Here is a 15,888-nt window from a genome sequence, read left to right on the forward strand (position 1 = left end):
GAGGTCCGGCAATGATGCGTGACGAAGTCCCGCAACTCGTCATCTGTTCGCAGAGTATCGTCGGGGAGCACGACACGGCGGACATATCTGGCGAGCGCAGGCTGCGAGAAGATCTCACGACTGAGCTTCAGCGCACGAACCGTGGTCTCCAGATCGTAGGGGTGGCCCATGAAATTCGGGTCGATCAGCGGCGGTGCGTCGGGGTCGGACGAGGCAAGCCGCACCGTGCCGCGCGCCCTGGGGCGAAGGCCGTAGCAGTTCAGCGTGATCCCGGACCGGCCCGGACCGACGCCACCGACGCCGTCCTCGGCCGCGGCACCGGCCAGGAAATGGAACTGGAGGTCGGGGTTCGACCGATCCTCTCCGGAATACCAGAAAAGCCCGCCCTCCACGACGTTGGATGCGACGGGACCGCTGCGGAACAAGGCGTATTGAAGCCCCGCCCATGCCGCCATGTGGGGCCTGCGATACTTGTCGAGGCTTTCGTGGCTTCGCAACTCCGCGACCAGATCGATATTGACGTGATCGGCGAGGTTCTCGCCGACCTCTGCCACATCCGCCCGCACCTCGATGCCGAGCGATTTCAGATGGTCGCCCGGGCCGATGCCCGACCGCATCAGGAGTTGCGGCGACCCGATCGCCCCGGCTGTGACGATGACCTCGCTCTCGGCATGCGCTGTCCGGAGCTGGCCGCGATGCCGGTACGTCACGCCGGTGACGCGGTGACCGTCGAACACCAGCCGCTCACTTGCGGCACGGGTCAGGATCGTCAGGTTCGCCCGGCCCCGTGCCGGATCGAGATAGCCGCGCGCCGCCGAGCATCTGCGGCCATCCACGACGTTGAGTTGATAATAGCCCGCACCGGCCTGCGCCGCGCCGTTGAAGTCGTGTGTATACGGGATGCCATATTGCTGGCAGGCCATGACAAAGGCCCGTGTTATCGGCTGGGGCGCCGCGATGCTGGACACGCCCAGCGGGCCCTCGGTTCCGTGCCAGCGGTCCGCAAACGCCGTGTTGCCCTCCGACTTCAGGAAATAGGGCAGCACGTCCTCGAACGACCAGCCGGGGCATCCTTCGTCACGCGCCCAGCGGTCGTAGTCGGCGGGCACGCCGCGCGTGAAGACCTCGGCATTGATCGAACTGCCGCCGCCCAGCACCCGCCCCTGAGCGTAGGGAATGCGCCGGTTGCCTGCGTGTTTCTGCGGCACGGTCGAATAGCCCCATGTCAGGCCGCCGCCCGTCACCTTGGCGAAGCCCACCGGCATGTGGATGTAGGGATGCCAGTCGCGCGCCCCGGCTTCGAGCAGGAGAACTGTGTTCGTGGGAGTCTCGCTCAGGCGGGCGGCGAGAACGCACCCCGCTGTCCCGCCCCCGACAATGATGTGGCTATAGGCGGTGCGCGACATGGTCCTCCGGTCCTCTTGTCACTCGCGCTGCGCAATCTCCGCATCCGACATGATGGCGCGCATCACGAAATCCACCATGAAGGCCCGCCGCGCATTGAGCGCCTCGGCCCGCATGTGATCGAAGTCGTATATCTGCCCGTTGGTGAATCGGTTGTTGATGTAATAAAACCCCAGCGCGGTGATGGAATGATTCAGCTGGAGCGGGTCGATCCCGGGCCGGATCCGGCCTTGGTCGACGCCACGTTCGAGGATGGTTCCGACGCGCTTCAGCAGAAGGCTTGTGCGGCGTTTCACGATCCCGGATTTTCGCAGATAGACCGCGCCAAGCAGGTTCTCCTGGTTGACGAGGGCGATGAAATCGGGGTTCGCGACGAAGTAATCCCACGTCGCTTCGACCAGCGTCCGTATCGCTTCGAGGGGTTCGAGCTCCTCGAGCGGAAGGGCTTCTTCCATCTTGCGGATGCCCAGATAGGCCTGCTCGAGGACCGCGATGTAGAGATCCTCCTTCGAGCCGAAATAGTGGTAGATCATCTTCTTGTTGAGGCCGGTCGGCGCCGCGATGCCTTCGATCCCGGCCAATGCAAATCCTTTTTCCGCGAATTCGCGCCGGGCCGAGACCAGCAGATCGGCCTTCGCCTGATCGGCATTGCGTCCCGTGCGCCGCACCTTCGGTTTCTTGACCGCCGTCTGGCTCATGTCCGGTCCTCATGTCTGCGCGGCTCATCCCTTGCTCGCGCCGAGCGTGAGACCGGCAATGAAATGCCGTTGCATCGCGAAGAACATCATGACCGGTGGAAGGGCCGCGATCAATGATCCGGCCGCTAGAAGGTTGAACGACGAGATGTACTGTCCCTTCAGGGTCGTCAGGCCCAGCGTGATGGGGCGCAGATCGTCGGACTGGATCAGGATCAGCGGCCAGAAGAAGTCGTTCCAGATGAAGGTGAATTGCAGCACCGCCAGCGCGGCCAGTGCCGGTCGGACGAGCGGCACGATGACGTGGATCAGGATTTGCCATTCGCTGACCCCTTCCGCACGCGCGGCCTCCACCAACTCGAAGGGCAGATCGGCGATGAAGTTGCGCATGAAGAAGGTGCAGAAGCCGGTCTGGAAGGCGATCTGGAACAGGATCACGCCCCAGTAGGTGTCGTAGACACCCAGATCGAGCGTGAGTTGCCGGACCGGTATCATCAGGATCTGGAACGGTACGAAATTGCCCGCGATGAAGAGCGCGAGGATCAGGTAGCGGCCCCGGAAGCGGTAAAGCGCGAGGCCAGCGCCCGCCAGCGTCGACAGAAACAGCGCGCCGATGATCGACGGCACGGTGATGATGAAACTGTTGATCAGGTAGATCCCGATCGAGGACGAATTGAACACTTCGGTGAAATTGTCGACGAAGGCCCATTCGGTCGGGATACCCCAGTAGTTGCCGAAGTTCAGGTCAGACAGCGATCGCCCCGCCGTCGCCACGATGGCGATCATCGGCAGAAGCCAGATGATGAGCGAGATCGGCAGCGCGACCTTGTACATGATCTGGCGGCTGCGGGGCGCGTCCTGGATAGGCCGGGGATACATCAGCGCGCTCCCTTCTCGTTGGCCCAAAGACGCAGCAGGAACCAGATGATGTAGACGTTCATGATCGCGAAAAGGACCGTCGCGATGGCCGAGGCATAGCCCATTCGATACCGGAAGATCGCGTTGTCATACATGTAATAGGCCAGCACGTTGGAGGAGTTGTATGGCCCACCCTCGGTCATGATCGCGACCAGATCGAAGGACCGGAGCGCCCCGATGACCGTGACGACCAGCGCGATGAAGGTGGCGGCGCGAAGCTGCGGCAGAACGATCTTGACCAGAAGCCGCCACCCCTTGGCACCGTCGAGCCGCGCGGCCTCGATCATCTCGGGGTTCACGCTGTTCAACCCGGTGAGGTAAAGGATCATGCAATAGGCCGTCTGCGGCCAGAGACCGGCGACGATAATGCCGAAGGTGGCGAGATTCTCATCGGCGAGGATTGGCGGGAAGCTGATGCCCAACGGCTCAAGGATCGTCGCGAGAAGCCCGAAGGCAGGATCGTAGAACCACGCAAAGACAAGTCCCACCACGATCTGCGACACGACGAAGGGAAAGAAAAACAGCGATTTGACGAGGCGAATGCCGAACACCGTCTGGTTGAGAAACAGCGCCACGAAAAGCCCGAAGACCGGCGCCAGCAGGAAAAGAACAAGCCAGTAGATGTTATTGACGAGGGACGTCCAGAAAACCCGGTCGCCCCAAAGCTCCCGGTAATTGTCGAGACCGACCCAGCGTTTCGGCCCGATCCCCTGCCATTCGGTGAAGGACAGGGCAACGGACTGGATGATCGGATAGATCACGAAAATCGCGAACATCGCGAAAGCCGGCGCGATGAAGACGAACGGCATGATCACCAGCTTGTGCTTGCGATAGAAGCCGCGGGTGCTCATTGTCCGTTGGTAGGACGTGCTTGTCATCTCGGCCATCGCGATGCTCCCACAAAGGTCGGGGCCGGCGGAGGACTGCCGGCCCCGTTCCCGCCAGATCAGAGTTCGCCGTAGATACGGGCGCGCTCGGCCTCGATCCGCTCGAGGATCTCGTCGATCCGGTCAGGGTTCTGCATGAACTCCTGGAAGCCCTGCATGCCGACACGGGCCAGTGCGGGATCGGTGTCGCGGTCATAGAACTGCATAATCCCGTCTGCACGGCTCAACTGTGCGAAACCGCCCTGCGTGAAGCGGTCTTCGGCCACTGTGGCGTTGATGTTCGGCGGCAGCATGTCGAGGGTCGCCGCCGTTTCGGTCTGCACGTCGGCGCGCGCCGCAAAAGCCAGGAAGAGACGCGCGTCATCCTTGTTCGTGGCGTTCACCGGGATGTGGAAGCTGTCGGTGGGCGCGTCCTCGTAGATGCCGACCTCGGGGTCGATGATCGGGAACGGGAACCAGTCGACATTCTCCAGCACGTCCTCGGGGAACATAGACACGATGAACGGCGCGAGCAGATACATCGCCGCGTCACCCTGGTTCATGAAGGGCAGCGCCTCCTGGAACGAATAGCCGGGGTGGTTGTCGATGAAGAAATCCGCCTCCACCAGTTCCGCCCAGGCGTCGAAGACGGCGCGGACGCGGTCATCGGTGTAGGCAACCTCGCCGTCCATCAGTTCGGCGTGGAACTCGGCGCCGTTGATGCGCAAGTTGAGGAAGTCGAACCAGCCGGCCGCCGGCCACAGGTTCCGCGTGCCGATGGTCACGGGCGTGATCCCCGCCTCGTTCAGTTGTGCACCCACCTCCATGAATTCCTCCCAGTTGGTGGGAGCTTCCGTGATCCCGGCCTGCTCGAAGAGATCCCGACGGTAGTAGAGGCCCCAGGCGTAATAGGCGTAAGGCACGCCATATTGACGACCGTCGACCGAGGAGGCCCCGATCACGGCGGGCATGCTTTCGTAGAGCCCCTCGGCTTCCCAGACATCCGTGACGTCCTCGAACAGACCCAGTTCGACGAAGACACGCATCCGGTTGCCCGCGTTCCACGTGATGAGATCCGGCGCGTCGGACACGAGGAAGTTCCGCATCGCCGTCTTGAAGGCCTCGTGATCGTAGAGATTGAAGACGACCTCGATTTCCGGATATTCGCTCTCGAATGAGGCGACCAGTTCCTCCATGGCCTGTCTCTGGGCCGGGTCCGAGGTGTTTGCGTTGATGACCAGTTCGCGCGCCGAGACCGACGCCGCCATGGCCGTTAGGGCTGCCGCGCAGACCGCTGTCTTGAAGAAGTTCATTTTTCCTCCCCTTCGAAGTGTTGGCCGCGGATCGCGGACCGAGTTGAATGGCCCAAGGCTCGGCCAAGATCGCCCGCGCGTGCGGGCCTGCAGGCTTCTGCGCTTAACTCACTGGTGAGTTAAAACCTTATCGCAGAACCCTATTCCTCCGTCCGCCGGCGCATCAGCAGAGCGTTTCGCCCCGATTGCACCAGCACATCGACCTGATTTCGCACGTCGAAGCCCAGATGAACGATCCCGCGATCGCCCGATGACGTCAGACGCATCTCTTCGACGGTGATCGTCGCGCCAATCGTGTCTCCCGCCACGATCGGCGCCTTGAACGCCCAGTCGCTCCACCCCAGCGACGCGACCGCCTGCAACTGAACCCCGGCCCGGTTCTTCAGACCGTCGACAAGGCAAAGACCCAGAAGCCCGTGAGCGATCCGACCCGGAAATCCCTGCGCGCGGGCGAATTCGTCGTCCATGTGCACGTCGAAGAAATCCCCCGACATGCCCGCAAAGGCCATGATGTGCGCCTCGGTCACCGTGATCCGCCCGGTCGCGAAGAAGCCGCCCACATGCAGGTCGTCATAGTAGGCCTGACCGGCGGGCAGTTCCGTGCGCGCGCCATCCGTCATGCCGCCGCCTCCCGGGTCCTGAGCGCACCGGCGGGCATGCTGAGCGTCTGACCGTTGCCGTCGAAAAGGTGGCAGTACTCATCCTTGATCGAGGCCGTGACCGACATGCCCGACTGCGGGGGCGTTTCGCTTTCGGCCTTCAGGATCACATCTTGCGACGCCACCGTCCGACCATAGGCATAGGCGATCCCGCCAAGGTTCTCGACCACGTCGATGGAGACCTCGAGCCCGGGCCCGCCGGGTGTGCCGAGGAAATGCTCGGGCCGGATGCCGACCGTGACCTGCTGACCCGCGGCCACGGACACATCTGCGCGCAGCGGGATACCAAGGAGATGATCGGGCGCGTCCGGAACCGAGACACGCGCCGCTCCCTGCGCGACCTCGACGATCTGCCCCTTGAGGAAATTCATCTGCGGTGAGCCGATGAACCCCGCCACGAAGCGGTTGTCGGGCGACGTGTAGAGATCGAGCGGGGAGCCGATCTGCTCGACCAGACCGTCGCGCAGCACGACGATCTTGTCGGCCATGGTCATCGCCTCGACCTGATCGTGGGTCACGTAGATCATCGTGGCGCCGATCTCGTTATGGAGCTTCGACAACTCGACGCGCATCTGGACGCGCAACTCGGCATCCAAATTGGACAGCGGTTCGTCGAAGAGAAACACCTTGGGCTCGCGGACGATGGCCCGGCCGATGGCGACGCGCTGACGCTGACCGCCGGACATGTCCTTTGGCTTGCGGTCCAGAAGATGTGTGATCTGAAGGATCTCCGCCGCTCGCCGGACCCGCTCCTCGACGACAGTCTGGGGCGTCTTCGCCATGCGCAGGCCGAAGCTCATGTTGTCGCGCACCGTCATGTGTGGATAAAGCGCGTAGGATTGGAAAACCATCGCGGTGCCGCGGTCCGACGCCTCGACCTCGCTCATGTTCTCGTCACTGATAAGCAGCTGGCCCGACGTGATTTTCTCAAGCCCGCAGATCATCCGCAGAAGCGTGGATTTCCCGCATCCCGACGGGCCTACGAAAACGACGAACTCGCCGTGCCGAGCTTCGAGGTCGACGCCCTTGATCACATCGGCGGAGCCGAAGGATTTGCGCACGTCTCTCAGGACGACATCAGCCATCGGCCATCCCCTCTTTCGATCCGCCGCTCATCATGCGCCCTCCACCCAGCGTTCGGCCTGCGGGCCGATCTGCAGGTGCACCGATTTCAACTCGGTGTATTCCTCGACCCCGTAGCGGCCCGTTTCGCGCCCGTTACCGGATTGCTTGAAACCGCCAAGGGGCAGTTCCGGGAACCCCGCGAGGGCCGCGTTGACCCAGACCCGACCGGCCTTGATCCGCCGCGAGCACCGAAGCGCGGTCGAAAGGTTTTCGGTCCAGACATAGGCGGCCAGCCCGTAGTCCGACGCATTGGCCAGACGGATGGCGTCCTCGACGTTTTCGAAGGGCATGACCGACAGGACGGGGCCGAAAATCTCTTCGCGCGCCACGTTCATGTCGGGCGTGACATCGCCCAGCACCGTGGGCGGATAGTAGAGACCGGCATGGTTTTCCGGGTCGCCGCCGCAGATGAGTCTTGCTCCATCGCGCACTCCATCCCGGACAAGTGCGTCGATCCGGTCGTATTGCGCCCGGTTGATGATCGCCCCGATTCGCGACGCCGGATCCAGCGGGTCACCCATCTGAAGTTCCGCGAGGCGGCCGGCAAGACGGTCCTGAAACGCCCCGGAAATCGTTCTCTCGACCAGCAGCCGGGAGCCCGCGATGCAGCATTCGCCCATGTTGATCGTCGCCGCCTTGATGACGCCGTCGACCGCCGCCTCCAGGTCGCAATCGGCAAAGACGACCGAGGGCGATTTTCCGCCCAGTTCCAGCGAGAGTTTCTTGATGTTCCCGGCCGAGGCGGCAATCGCCGCACGGCCCACGCGGGTCGATCCGGTGAAGGCCACCATGTCGACCTCGTCGCTGTCGAGGATCGCCTGCCCCACCGGATCGCCGGTTCCGGAGACGATGTTGCAGACCCCGTCGGGCAACCCGGCCTCCTTGAGGTAGTGCGCGAGCATCAGCGCGGTGCCGGAGGTGAATTCGCTCGGCTTCACCACGGTGGAGCAACCCGCCGCCAGCGCGAAGGGCAGCCGTTCGGACAGGATCAGGAACGGGAAGTTCCACGGCGTGATGATGCCCGCCACCCCGATCGGCTCGCGCAGGACAACGCCCAGCATCGCGTCTCCGAGCGTGTTGTGGCTGTCACCGGCCAGTATGCGCGCGGCACCGGCGGCATAGTCCCAAAGCTCTGCCGAGAACATCACCTCGCCATGGGCGGCTGACAGCGGCTTGGAGCTTTCGAGCGTTTCGATCAACGCAAGCTCATCGGCGTTTTCCCGGATCAGACGCGCCACCTCCCGCAGAACCCGGGCCCGATCGCCTGCGTAGGTAAACGCCCAGTCACCGGTGTCGAACGTAGCGCGGGCCGCAGCGATGGCGGCTTGGGCATCGGCGCGGGTGGAGGCAGGATACCGGCTCACCACGTGCCCGTGTGCCGGGCTTTCGCGCGTGATGATCGCGCCGTCGGAGGCTTCGACAAACTGGCCGCCAATGTAGTTCTTGTAGGTGGTTGGCGCCTCGAACACGCGCTTCGCTTCATCAAGCATGTCCCACCCCCAGGTGCTCGGGCACCGCGTGTTCAGCCGCTATCGCATCACCGACGAAGCAATGCGCATCCATCTGGGCGAGATCAGGCGCGATCTCGGGTCTGAAGGCCATGCGATCAAGGATCTGACGCTTCACGTCAATGCCCGGCGCGGCCTCGACAAGGGTCAGGCCATCTTGCGTCAGCCGGAACACGGCGCGCTCGGTGATGTAGATGACCGGTTGGCCGTTTTTCAGGGCGGCGGGCCCCGAGAACGTCACCTCTCGCACATGGTCGATGAACTTCGGGATGCGACCGTCGCGCGCGATCTCGAGACGCCCGTCATGAACGCGAGCGTCGAGGCCGCTCGCCTCGAACGTCCCGCAAAACACCACGGCCTTGGCCCCCTGGGAGATGTCCACGAACCCGCCCGGCCCCACCACGTCCTGCCCCAGGCGCGAGACGTTCACGTTTCCCTCGGCGTCGATCTCTCCGGCGCCCAGAAAAGCGATATCGACGCCGCCACCACTGTAGAAGTCGAACTGATCCGTCGAGCGCATGATGGCGCCGGGGAACGCCGCCGCACCGAACAGCGGCCCGTCGATCAGCTGGCCGTTGTGAAGGCCTTGCTCGACGGTCATCCAGATATCCTGCAAACGCTCCTGCGCACTCAGGACCGCCGCGATGCCGCCGGGGATGCCAAAGCCGAAATTAACCGATTGTCCGTCTTGGATTTCACGGGCTGCGCGCCGGGCGATGACCGCGCGTGCACCAGTTGGCAGCGACAAGCCTTCAAATTTCGAGGCGATGGTATGCCCCGCCCCCGGCAAACCGGCGAGACCCGGCTCATAGCCACCCAAATGCGTTTGCGGCTGGTTCGGCGCAAGAACGACCTGATCCACGAGAATGCCCGGCACCTGAATAAGGCGGGCGAAGCAGTCGCGCCGCTTTCGCGTTTCACGAACCTGCGCCATGACGCGCCCGCCGGAGCTTTTGGCGGCAAGTGCCACCGCGTACGCATCGAGATCGCCGGCCTCCTCGGCGCAGGAAATATTGCCTCGCTCATCGCAATAAGTGCCGCGCACGATGGCTAAGTCGGGACGGATTGGGAGATAGCGGACGTATTCCTCACCCCCGAGCTTCACGATCTCGCTGAGGGGCTGTGCCGCGCGCGCCGCGTCGTTTGCGGCCCCTCCGCCAAGCCGGGGATCACACATCGTGTTCAGCCCCGTGCGCGTGATCAGACCCGGTCGCTTCGCTCCGCTTTCCCGCAACAAAAGCGAGATGACACCGGAGGGCAGCGTGAAGGCTTCGATCCGATTGTTGCGGGCCAGGTCCTGCATCCGGGGCGACCATGACCAATGACCGCCAATTACGCGGCGCACCATGCCTTCATGGGCGAACCGGTTGACGCCACGCTCCTGCGCATCACCGATCCCGAGGGCGTGGACAAGGACCAGATCGCGAGGATGACCGGTCGCCAGAAACCGGGCCTCGATCGCTGCGAAGATCTCGTCGGCCTCCAGCATGCCGCCGCCATTGCCGGTAATGGCGATCAGGTCTCCATCCTGGACACATGCGGCGGCTTCATCGGCCGTTACATCGATCACGCAGGTTTGCAAAAGCGGCTTCTCCTTTATTCACTCACCGGAGAGTTACGTTCGTTTGCGATTCTGTCAATCGCCTAAAATCTATGCGCTCGGCGGATTGCGATCAGTCCCAGGTCGGGGCGTAAGACACGACGTCCGCGTTGCTGATGCGGTAGTTCGCCTGCGTGAGCGCGTCGATGGCCTGCATATCTTTCGCATCGAGCGTGAAGTCCATCACGTCGAAATTCGCGGCCATGTTCCCGGGCCGCGTGGACATCGTGTTCATGGTGACGCCCTTTTGCAGGATCCACCGGAGCGCGACCTGTGCCGCGCTCTTGCCATGGCGCGTGCCGATCTCCTTCAAAACGGGATAGTTGAAGATCTCGCCTCGCGCCAAGGAACAATAGGATGCCAGCGGGATCCCCGTCTCACGCGATGCCGAAAGCAGTTTTTCCTGGTTCAGGAGGGGGTGGAACTCGACCTGGTTGGCGGCCAGCGGCACGTCCATAATAGCTTTGGCCCTGCGCATCATCGCGGTCGTGTAGTTCGAGACACCGACGTGGCGTGCATGGCCAAGCTGATGGGCTTTCTGCAAAAGCTCAAGCGACGGCTCGATCGGGTCATTGCCAGGCGGCCAGTGCAGCAAAAGCACGTCGATCGCATCCAGCCGCAGATCGCGCAGGCTTTGCTCGACAGAGGGCATGAAGCGTTCAGCGACCATGTTCTCGGGGTGCACTTTTGTCGTGACCAGAAACGCGTCCCTGGGCACCTTTACCTCTGACAATACGGCGCCAAGCTCGGCTTCGTTCCCGTACCATTGTGCGGTGTCGAACGCGCGATACCCTATCTGGATGGCACTGCGGACTGCTCCCGCCAGTTCGTCGCCTCTCAGTGGAAAGGTGCCGAAGCCGCGCTGAAACACGCCCTCGTCGTAAACGGACATGGCTCCCTCCCTGCCTGTTGATTGCATTCTGGCCCTTGTTAATTCACTCTCTAGTGAGTTATCAAGCGATGATGTAGCCGCCGCATGAAATACGGCCAGAACGAGAGCTCCGACAGATGATCCGCCACCTCGTTTTCCTGCGCTTCGCCGACGACATGACGCGGCAGGACCGGGATGACCTGATGGATGAGCTTGCGGCGCTGCGGGATGAAATCGACGGGATCGATGACTTTTGCGCCCGACCGAACGTGTCTCCGGAAACAGCGTTCACCCGCGGAATGTCCGAGATGTTCTGGTTCGATTTCCGCGACGCCCGTGCGCGCGATGCCTACCTCGCCAACGAAACCCACAAGGCGATCGGCGCGCGCCTTCTGGCCGGTCTGGACGGTGGAGCGGACGGCATTTTTGTCTGCGATGTCGAGATTTGAACCCAAGGGACGCATGACATGCCACAGCCAATAGCCTTGGTAACCGGAGCAAGCCGCGGCATTGGCCGGGCCATCGCGCTTGAACTGGCGCGAAACGGGTTCGACGTGGCTGCCAACGACATCTCTCAAGGCGCAGATCTGCAAAAGCTGGTGCAGGATATCGACGCAATGGGCCAAAACGCCCTCGCCCTGCCTTTCGATGTCACTGACCTCGGCACCCATGGGCCGGCCCTCGCCCGCATCGAAGAAACCCTTGGCCAACTGAGCACCCTCGTCAACAACGCGGGCGTCGGGGTCATGGAACGGGGCGACCCGCTGGATGTCAGCGAAGCGAGCTTCGACCGATGCATGGCCGTGAACGCGAAGGCTCAGTTTTTTCTGTGTCAGGCCGTCGCGCGCCGGTTCCTTGCGCAGCCGAATGACCAGGAGCACCCACGGTGCATTGTAAATGTCACGTCATCGAATGCCACGGCCGTCGCCGTGCCCCGCAGCGAATATTGCGCATCGAAGGCCGCTGCCGCCATGGCCTCGAAATGTTTCGCCGCTCGGCTCGGCCATGCGGGAATCGCGGTCTATGACGTCCAGCCGGGCCTCATCGAAACGCCCATGACCGCACCGGTCATCGGCAGCTACAAGGCGCGCGCGGAAGACGGTCTGTGCCTGTTCCCATGGGTCGGCCAGCCCGAGGACGTGGCGACCGTTGTCGTCAGCCTCGCAACCGGGCGCCTGCCCTACACGACCGGGCACGTCATCTCGGTCGATGGCGGCATGCTTGTTCCGCGGTTCTGAAAGGGTAAGCCCATGAAACTCATGCTCCCTGATACGACCGGCCACCTGGCGGAATACCGGCTGACCGGTGAGCCGCTTGCGCCTGTCCCCCTACCCCACGATGCCGCGCGTGTCGTCTATTCGGCGGCCCATGTCGTTCGAGACCCCTTCGTCGATGCCGACCCGTCAGGCCTTGCTGTCATCGACTGGGACGAGACGCTGGCCTTTCGCGACCATCTGACCGGGCTTGGCCTCGGCGTGGCGGAGGCCATGGACACCGCGCAGCGCGGCATGGGCCTCGATTGGCCGAGCGCGCTGGAGCTGATCCGGCGCACGACCGAGGCCTTCCCCGAGGCCCGCATCGCCAATGGCTGCGGCACCGATCATATCGCGCCAGGGGACGCGAAGACCCTCGATGACGTCACGGACGCCTACCTCGCACAGGTCGATGCAATCCAGTCGGCCGGCGGGCGCATCATCCTGATGGCCAGCCGCGCGCTTGCCCGTGTGGCGCGCGGCCCGGAAGACTACGCCACGGTCTATGATCGCGTTCTCACTGCCTGCGAGCACCCGGTCATCCTTCATTGGCTGGGCGAGATGTTCGATCCCGCCCTCGCGGGTTACTGGGGGGCTTCGGATTTTCCTGCGGCGCTCGACACGGTGCTTGAGATCATCGGTGAAAACACCGCCAGGATCGACGGAATCAAGATCTCGCTCCTCGATGCGCAAAAGGAGATCGCGATGCGCCGGCGGCTGCCCCCGTCCGTGCGGATGTATACCGGCGATGACTTCAACTACCCCGAGCTGATCTCCGGAGATGCGCAAGGCTTCAGCCATGCGCTTCTCGGCATCTTCGACCCCCTCGCTGTGCATGCCGCGAGCGCGGTCGCCAGACTGTGCATCGAAGACGACGCGGGCTTCCGGGACATCCTCGATCCTACTGTGCCGCTCGCCCGCCACGTCTTTCGCCCGCCCACGCAATACTACAAGACCGGCGTCGTTTTCCTCGCCTGGCTGAACGGGCATCAGTCGCATTTCAGGATGGTAGGCGGTGCGGAGGCGATGCGCTCCCTGCCCTATTTCGTCGACTGCTTCAAACTAGCGGACGCCTGCGGCGCATTGGCCAAACCCGATCTCGCGGCGGAGCGCATGACGTCGCTGCTGCGGACCTACGGGGTCTGAAGGCCGTGAGGGATTTCTCTGAGGACACCTCGGCGCTTGCGCTGAACACTGCGACACTGGGGCACAACCTCGAGGGCTTCGGCGCAGGCTGGTCCGTGGAACGGGTCATCGACGCCTGTGCCGCGCATGGCCTTGGCGGGATCGTCTTCTGGCGCCGCGAGATCGGCACACGCGCGGTCGAGATCGGCAACCGTGTTCGCGGCGCCGGGATGGAGGTCAAGGGACTTTGCCGGACCCCGTACATCGTGGGCTCGGAGCGGCCTGACACGTGGCATGATCAGACCCTCGCCAGCATCGATATGGCCGCGGAACTGGGAACCGACGTGCTGACCATCGTGACGGGCGGCACGGAGCCGGGCACAAAGGGCGTTCTCGAAACCCGCAAGATCCTCGCCGAGCGCCTCGCCCGGGTCACGGACCACGCAGCCGCGAGCGGCGTTCGCCTTGCGCTTGAGCCCCTGAACCCGATGTTCGGAGGCAACCGGACATGCCTGATGACGGTTCGCGACGCGCTCGATGTCTGTGAGATGGCCCGCTCGGACGCTTTGGGCATCGCGGTGGACGTCTACCACGTCTGGTGGGACACGACCCTGAGGGAAAGCTGCATCGCCGCCGGGAACAGGATCATCGGCTACCACCTGTGCGACTGGCTAGAACACACCTCGGACATGCTCCTCGACCGGGGAATGATGGGCGACGGCGTGGCCGATCTCCGGGCGATACGCGGTTCGGTCGAGGCCGCCGGCTACAAGGGTGCCTGCGAGGTGGAGATCTTCTCGCGCGACGTGTGGTGGAAGGCCGAACCGGATCATGTCCTGAGTAAGATCGTTGAACGGTTCAAGACCGTGTGCTGACTTGCCCATCTCGGACTCTTCGACGGGATCCATACCAAGGTTGCGGCTTCTCGGCGAACCTTAAACCAGATCTGAGGCACCATACCACTACGCCACGCTGGCCCCGGTAGCTCCAAGTTGGATTTCCTGATGAACTCATGAAATCGATTTCCGCAGGAAACGCCCTAAAAAAACGAGACTGAGACCGTTTGCCAGGTGCGAATTCGAATGCGAAGCAGAGCGGCAGTCACACCGCGCAATTCGGACATTCATCATACCGCCGCATTGGTCGCCTTTGGGCTGATTGTGTTGAAAAAGTCGGTGTACCGCCTCGAAGGGTCGGATTGGCAGAACATCTTCCTGCGAAGGCAACTCCTCACAAACCACGTTTGCGGAGCGGCTATATGTGAGAACAAAGTTCCGGATTCTCGATACGAATTTCGGTCTCCGGAGTTTTTCAACACAATCGGCTCGTAGCTGACTTTCTCTGCAGGCGCACCTTTCGGTGATACACTCTAGTGCCAACGTCGGGTTGGCGTTGTGGCAGGGCGTGGCGGATCGGAGCTACCGCCATGACGATTGCGAATCTACCTGCCATTCGATCCTGCCGACCTGCCTGGAACAAAGGCCGTGTCGTTGGCCAGAAGCGACCGCTGATGCCCAAGCACGTCTGGGCCATCCGCGTCCGCCTTGAGATCGCCGAGAACCACAGAGACCTGGCACTGTTCAACCTCGCCATCGACAGCAAGCTGCGGGGTTGTGATCTGGTGAAGCTCAAGGTGGCCGATGTCTACGCCTCAGGCCACGTGAAGGAGCGCGCTTCGATCATCCAAAGCAAGACGCAGAGACCGGTGCGTTTCGAGATCACGGAGGGCACGGGCAAGGCGCTCTCGCGATGGATGGAGGAACCGCTGATGGTCGGCTCAGAATACCTCTGGCCCGGCTGGTTTCACGAACGTCTGCACATATCGACACGGCAATACGCCCGCCTCGTGCGGGACTGGGTCAGTTCAATTGGGCTCGACCCCACGTCCTACGGCACGCATTCCATGAGGCGGACCAAAGTCGCCCATATCTACAAGAAGACTGGCAACCTGCGGGCTGTCCAGCTCCTGCTCGGTCACACCAAGATGGACAGCACTGTCCGCTATCTCGGGGTCGAGCTAGAAGACGCTCTGGCGATCTCTGAAAGCGTGGAGATCTAGGCACCTGGGCCGCCGTCACTGGCGGCCCAGAGCCGACCTCCACGAGGATGGTTAATGCTGCGGTGCGGCTTCTCCGAACCGGTCATCCGTGACCTCGTGAAGAATGCGCTGGGAGGCCAAGGTCCGCTCTGCGGACATAGCGGCCCAATGCTGTTGCAGCGACACGCACCGTGGCTGCTCGACCAAATCGCTGGTTGGCTCGCGGCGGTGCAGAGCAGGTTCTCCGAAGCGATCATCCAGTACTGCGAAATCGGTGGAAACCCAAATCGGCCATTCGCCGCGCAGACGTCAGATGTCTCACATGCGGACAAAACGGCCGGATGCATGGTCCGTCTCCTATGCTGGAGGCTCTGCGCCAGGAAATACGGCGCAACCCTCGAACCTGCATACTGTGAGACGGGCGCCCTATCTCAGGCGAACATGTGGTTTAGCTTAACTCCTTCAGCAGCCATTCCGCGCGCTCCACATGGGCGCGGGCGACGCAGAGCTTCT

15 protein-coding genes are annotated in these 15,888 nt (G+C 62.9%); 5 read left to right on the forward strand and 10 right to left on the reverse strand.

What is annotated here, in order from left to right:
- From LCF60_RS21065 to LCF60_RS21110, 10 genes are all read right to left on the reverse strand, one after another.
- Positions 1-1,406: GMC family oxidoreductase N-terminal domain-containing protein (locus tag LCF60_RS21065; protein WP_292294504.1), on the reverse strand; the 1,406-nt coding region annotated here is incomplete at its 3' end.
- Positions 1,407-1,424: 18 nt separating this feature from the next.
- Positions 1,425-2,102 carry a TetR/AcrR family transcriptional regulator gene (locus LCF60_RS21070; RefSeq protein WP_292294505.1) on the reverse strand — a complete coding sequence of 226 codons (678 nt, stop codon included), beginning with the start codon at positions 2,100-2,102 and terminating at the stop codon, positions 1,425-1,427.
- A 24-nt stretch (positions 2,103-2,126) separates the two neighbouring features.
- The gene (locus LCF60_RS21075; protein ID WP_292294506.1) at positions 2,127-2,978 is read right to left on the reverse strand and encodes a carbohydrate ABC transporter permease; all 852 of its coding nucleotides are present in this window, start codon (positions 2,976-2,978) and stop codon (positions 2,127-2,129) included.
- On the reverse strand, positions 2,978-3,895 hold the full coding sequence (locus LCF60_RS21080) for a sugar ABC transporter permease (RefSeq protein ID WP_292294518.1): 918 nt from the start codon (positions 3,893-3,895) through the stop codon (positions 2,978-2,980). Before LCF60_RS21080 ends, LCF60_RS21075 begins: the two co-directional genes overlap by 1 nt.
- Positions 3,896-3,963: 68 nt before the next feature.
- Positions 3,964-5,196, reverse strand: a complete 1,233-nt coding sequence (locus LCF60_RS21085) for an extracellular solute-binding protein (protein WP_292294507.1) — start codon at positions 5,194-5,196, stop codon at positions 3,964-3,966.
- Positions 5,197-5,336: 140 nt separating this feature from the next.
- Positions 5,337-5,816, reverse strand: a complete 480-nt coding sequence (locus LCF60_RS21090) for a MaoC family dehydratase (RefSeq protein WP_292294508.1) — start codon at positions 5,814-5,816, stop codon at positions 5,337-5,339.
- Positions 5,813-6,940: a sn-glycerol-3-phosphate ABC transporter ATP-binding protein UgpC gene (ugpC, locus tag LCF60_RS21095; RefSeq protein WP_292294509.1), complete on the reverse strand. Its 1,128-nt coding sequence runs from the start codon at positions 6,938-6,940 to the stop codon at positions 5,813-5,815. Before ugpC ends, LCF60_RS21090 begins: the two co-directional genes overlap by 4 nt.
- Before the next feature lie 30 nt (positions 6,941-6,970).
- On the reverse strand, positions 6,971-8,470 hold the full coding sequence (locus LCF60_RS21100; protein WP_292294510.1) for an aldehyde dehydrogenase family protein: 1,500 nt from the start codon (positions 8,468-8,470) through the stop codon (positions 6,971-6,973).
- Entirely contained in the window at positions 8,463-10,058 is a 1,596-nt protein-coding gene (locus LCF60_RS21105) for a CoA-transferase (protein ID WP_292294511.1), read from the reverse strand. Before LCF60_RS21105 ends, LCF60_RS21100 begins: the two co-directional genes overlap by 8 nt.
- A gap of 103 nt (positions 10,059-10,161) precedes the next feature.
- Positions 10,162-10,980, reverse strand: coding sequence for an aldo/keto reductase (locus tag LCF60_RS21110; RefSeq protein ID WP_292294512.1), 819 nt, complete (start codon positions 10,978-10,980; stop codon positions 10,162-10,164).
- Positions 10,981-11,096: 116 nt separating this feature from the next.
- Between LCF60_RS21110 and LCF60_RS21115 the strand changes: the two genes are divergently transcribed.
- The 5 genes from LCF60_RS21115 to LCF60_RS21135 all read left to right on the forward strand — a co-directional run bounded on the left by LCF60_RS21115 (position 11,097) and on the right by LCF60_RS21135 (position 15,396).
- Complete coding sequence (locus LCF60_RS21115) at positions 11,097-11,408, forward strand: Dabb family protein (protein WP_292294513.1); 312 nt, start codon at positions 11,097-11,099, stop codon at positions 11,406-11,408.
- Between the two features lie 18 nt (positions 11,409-11,426).
- Complete coding sequence (locus LCF60_RS21120; protein ID WP_292294514.1) at positions 11,427-12,197, forward strand: 3-ketoacyl-ACP reductase; 771 nt, start codon at positions 11,427-11,429, stop codon at positions 12,195-12,197.
- A gap of 12 nt (positions 12,198-12,209) precedes the next feature.
- Positions 12,210-13,358: a dihydrodipicolinate synthase family protein gene (locus LCF60_RS21125; RefSeq protein ID WP_292294515.1), complete on the forward strand. Its 1,149-nt coding sequence runs from the start codon at positions 12,210-12,212 to the stop codon at positions 13,356-13,358.
- Between the two features lie 5 nt (positions 13,359-13,363).
- Entirely contained in the window at positions 13,364-14,212 is an 849-nt protein-coding gene (locus LCF60_RS21130; protein ID WP_292294516.1) for a sugar phosphate isomerase/epimerase family protein, read from the forward strand.
- 551 nt (positions 14,213-14,763) lie between these two features.
- Complete coding sequence (locus LCF60_RS21135; protein WP_292294517.1) at positions 14,764-15,396, forward strand: tyrosine-type recombinase/integrase; 633 nt, start codon at positions 14,764-14,766, stop codon at positions 15,394-15,396.
- The last annotated feature ends 492 nt before the right edge of the window (positions 15,397-15,888 follow it).

The organism is Marivita sp. (assembly GCF_020055635.1).
GTDB lineage: Bacteria > Pseudomonadota > Alphaproteobacteria > Rhodobacterales > Rhodobacteraceae > Marivita.

Bases quoted from the DNA above. Each gene is read 5' to 3' on its own strand.
- LCF60_RS21070 (WP_292294505.1), bottom strand. From the start codon at position 2,102: ATGAGCCAGACGGCGGTCAAGAAACCGAAGGTGCGGCGCACGGGACGC.
- LCF60_RS21075 (WP_292294506.1), bottom strand. From the start codon at position 2,978: ATGTATCCCCGGCCTATCCAGGACGCGCCCCGCAGCCGCCAGATCATG.
- LCF60_RS21080 (WP_292294518.1), bottom strand. From the start codon at position 3,895: ATGACAAGCACGTCCTACCAACGGACAATGAGCACCCGCGGCTTCTAT.
- LCF60_RS21085 (WP_292294507.1), bottom strand. From the start codon at position 5,196: ATGAACTTCTTCAAGACAGCGGTCTGCGCGGCAGCCCTAACGGCCATG.
- LCF60_RS21090 (WP_292294508.1), bottom strand. From the start codon at position 5,816: ATGACGGATGGCGCGCGCACGGAACTGCCCGCCGGTCAGGCCTACTAT.
- ugpC (WP_292294509.1), bottom strand. From the start codon at position 6,940: ATGGCTGATGTCGTCCTGAGAGACGTGCGCAAATCCTTCGGCTCCGCC.
- LCF60_RS21100 (WP_292294510.1), bottom strand. From the start codon at position 8,470: ATGCTTGATGAAGCGAAGCGCGTGTTCGAGGCGCCAACCACCTACAAG.
- LCF60_RS21110 (WP_292294512.1), bottom strand. From the start codon at position 10,980: ATGTCCGTTTACGACGAGGGCGTGTTTCAGCGCGGCTTCGGCACCTTT.
- LCF60_RS21115 (WP_292294513.1), top strand. From the start codon at position 11,097: ATGATCCGCCACCTCGTTTTCCTGCGCTTCGCCGACGACATGACGCGG.
- LCF60_RS21120 (WP_292294514.1), top strand. From the start codon at position 11,427: ATGCCACAGCCAATAGCCTTGGTAACCGGAGCAAGCCGCGGCATTGGC.
- LCF60_RS21125 (WP_292294515.1), top strand. From the start codon at position 12,210: ATGAAACTCATGCTCCCTGATACGACCGGCCACCTGGCGGAATACCGG.
- LCF60_RS21135 (WP_292294517.1), top strand. From the start codon at position 14,764: ATGACGATTGCGAATCTACCTGCCATTCGATCCTGCCGACCTGCCTGG.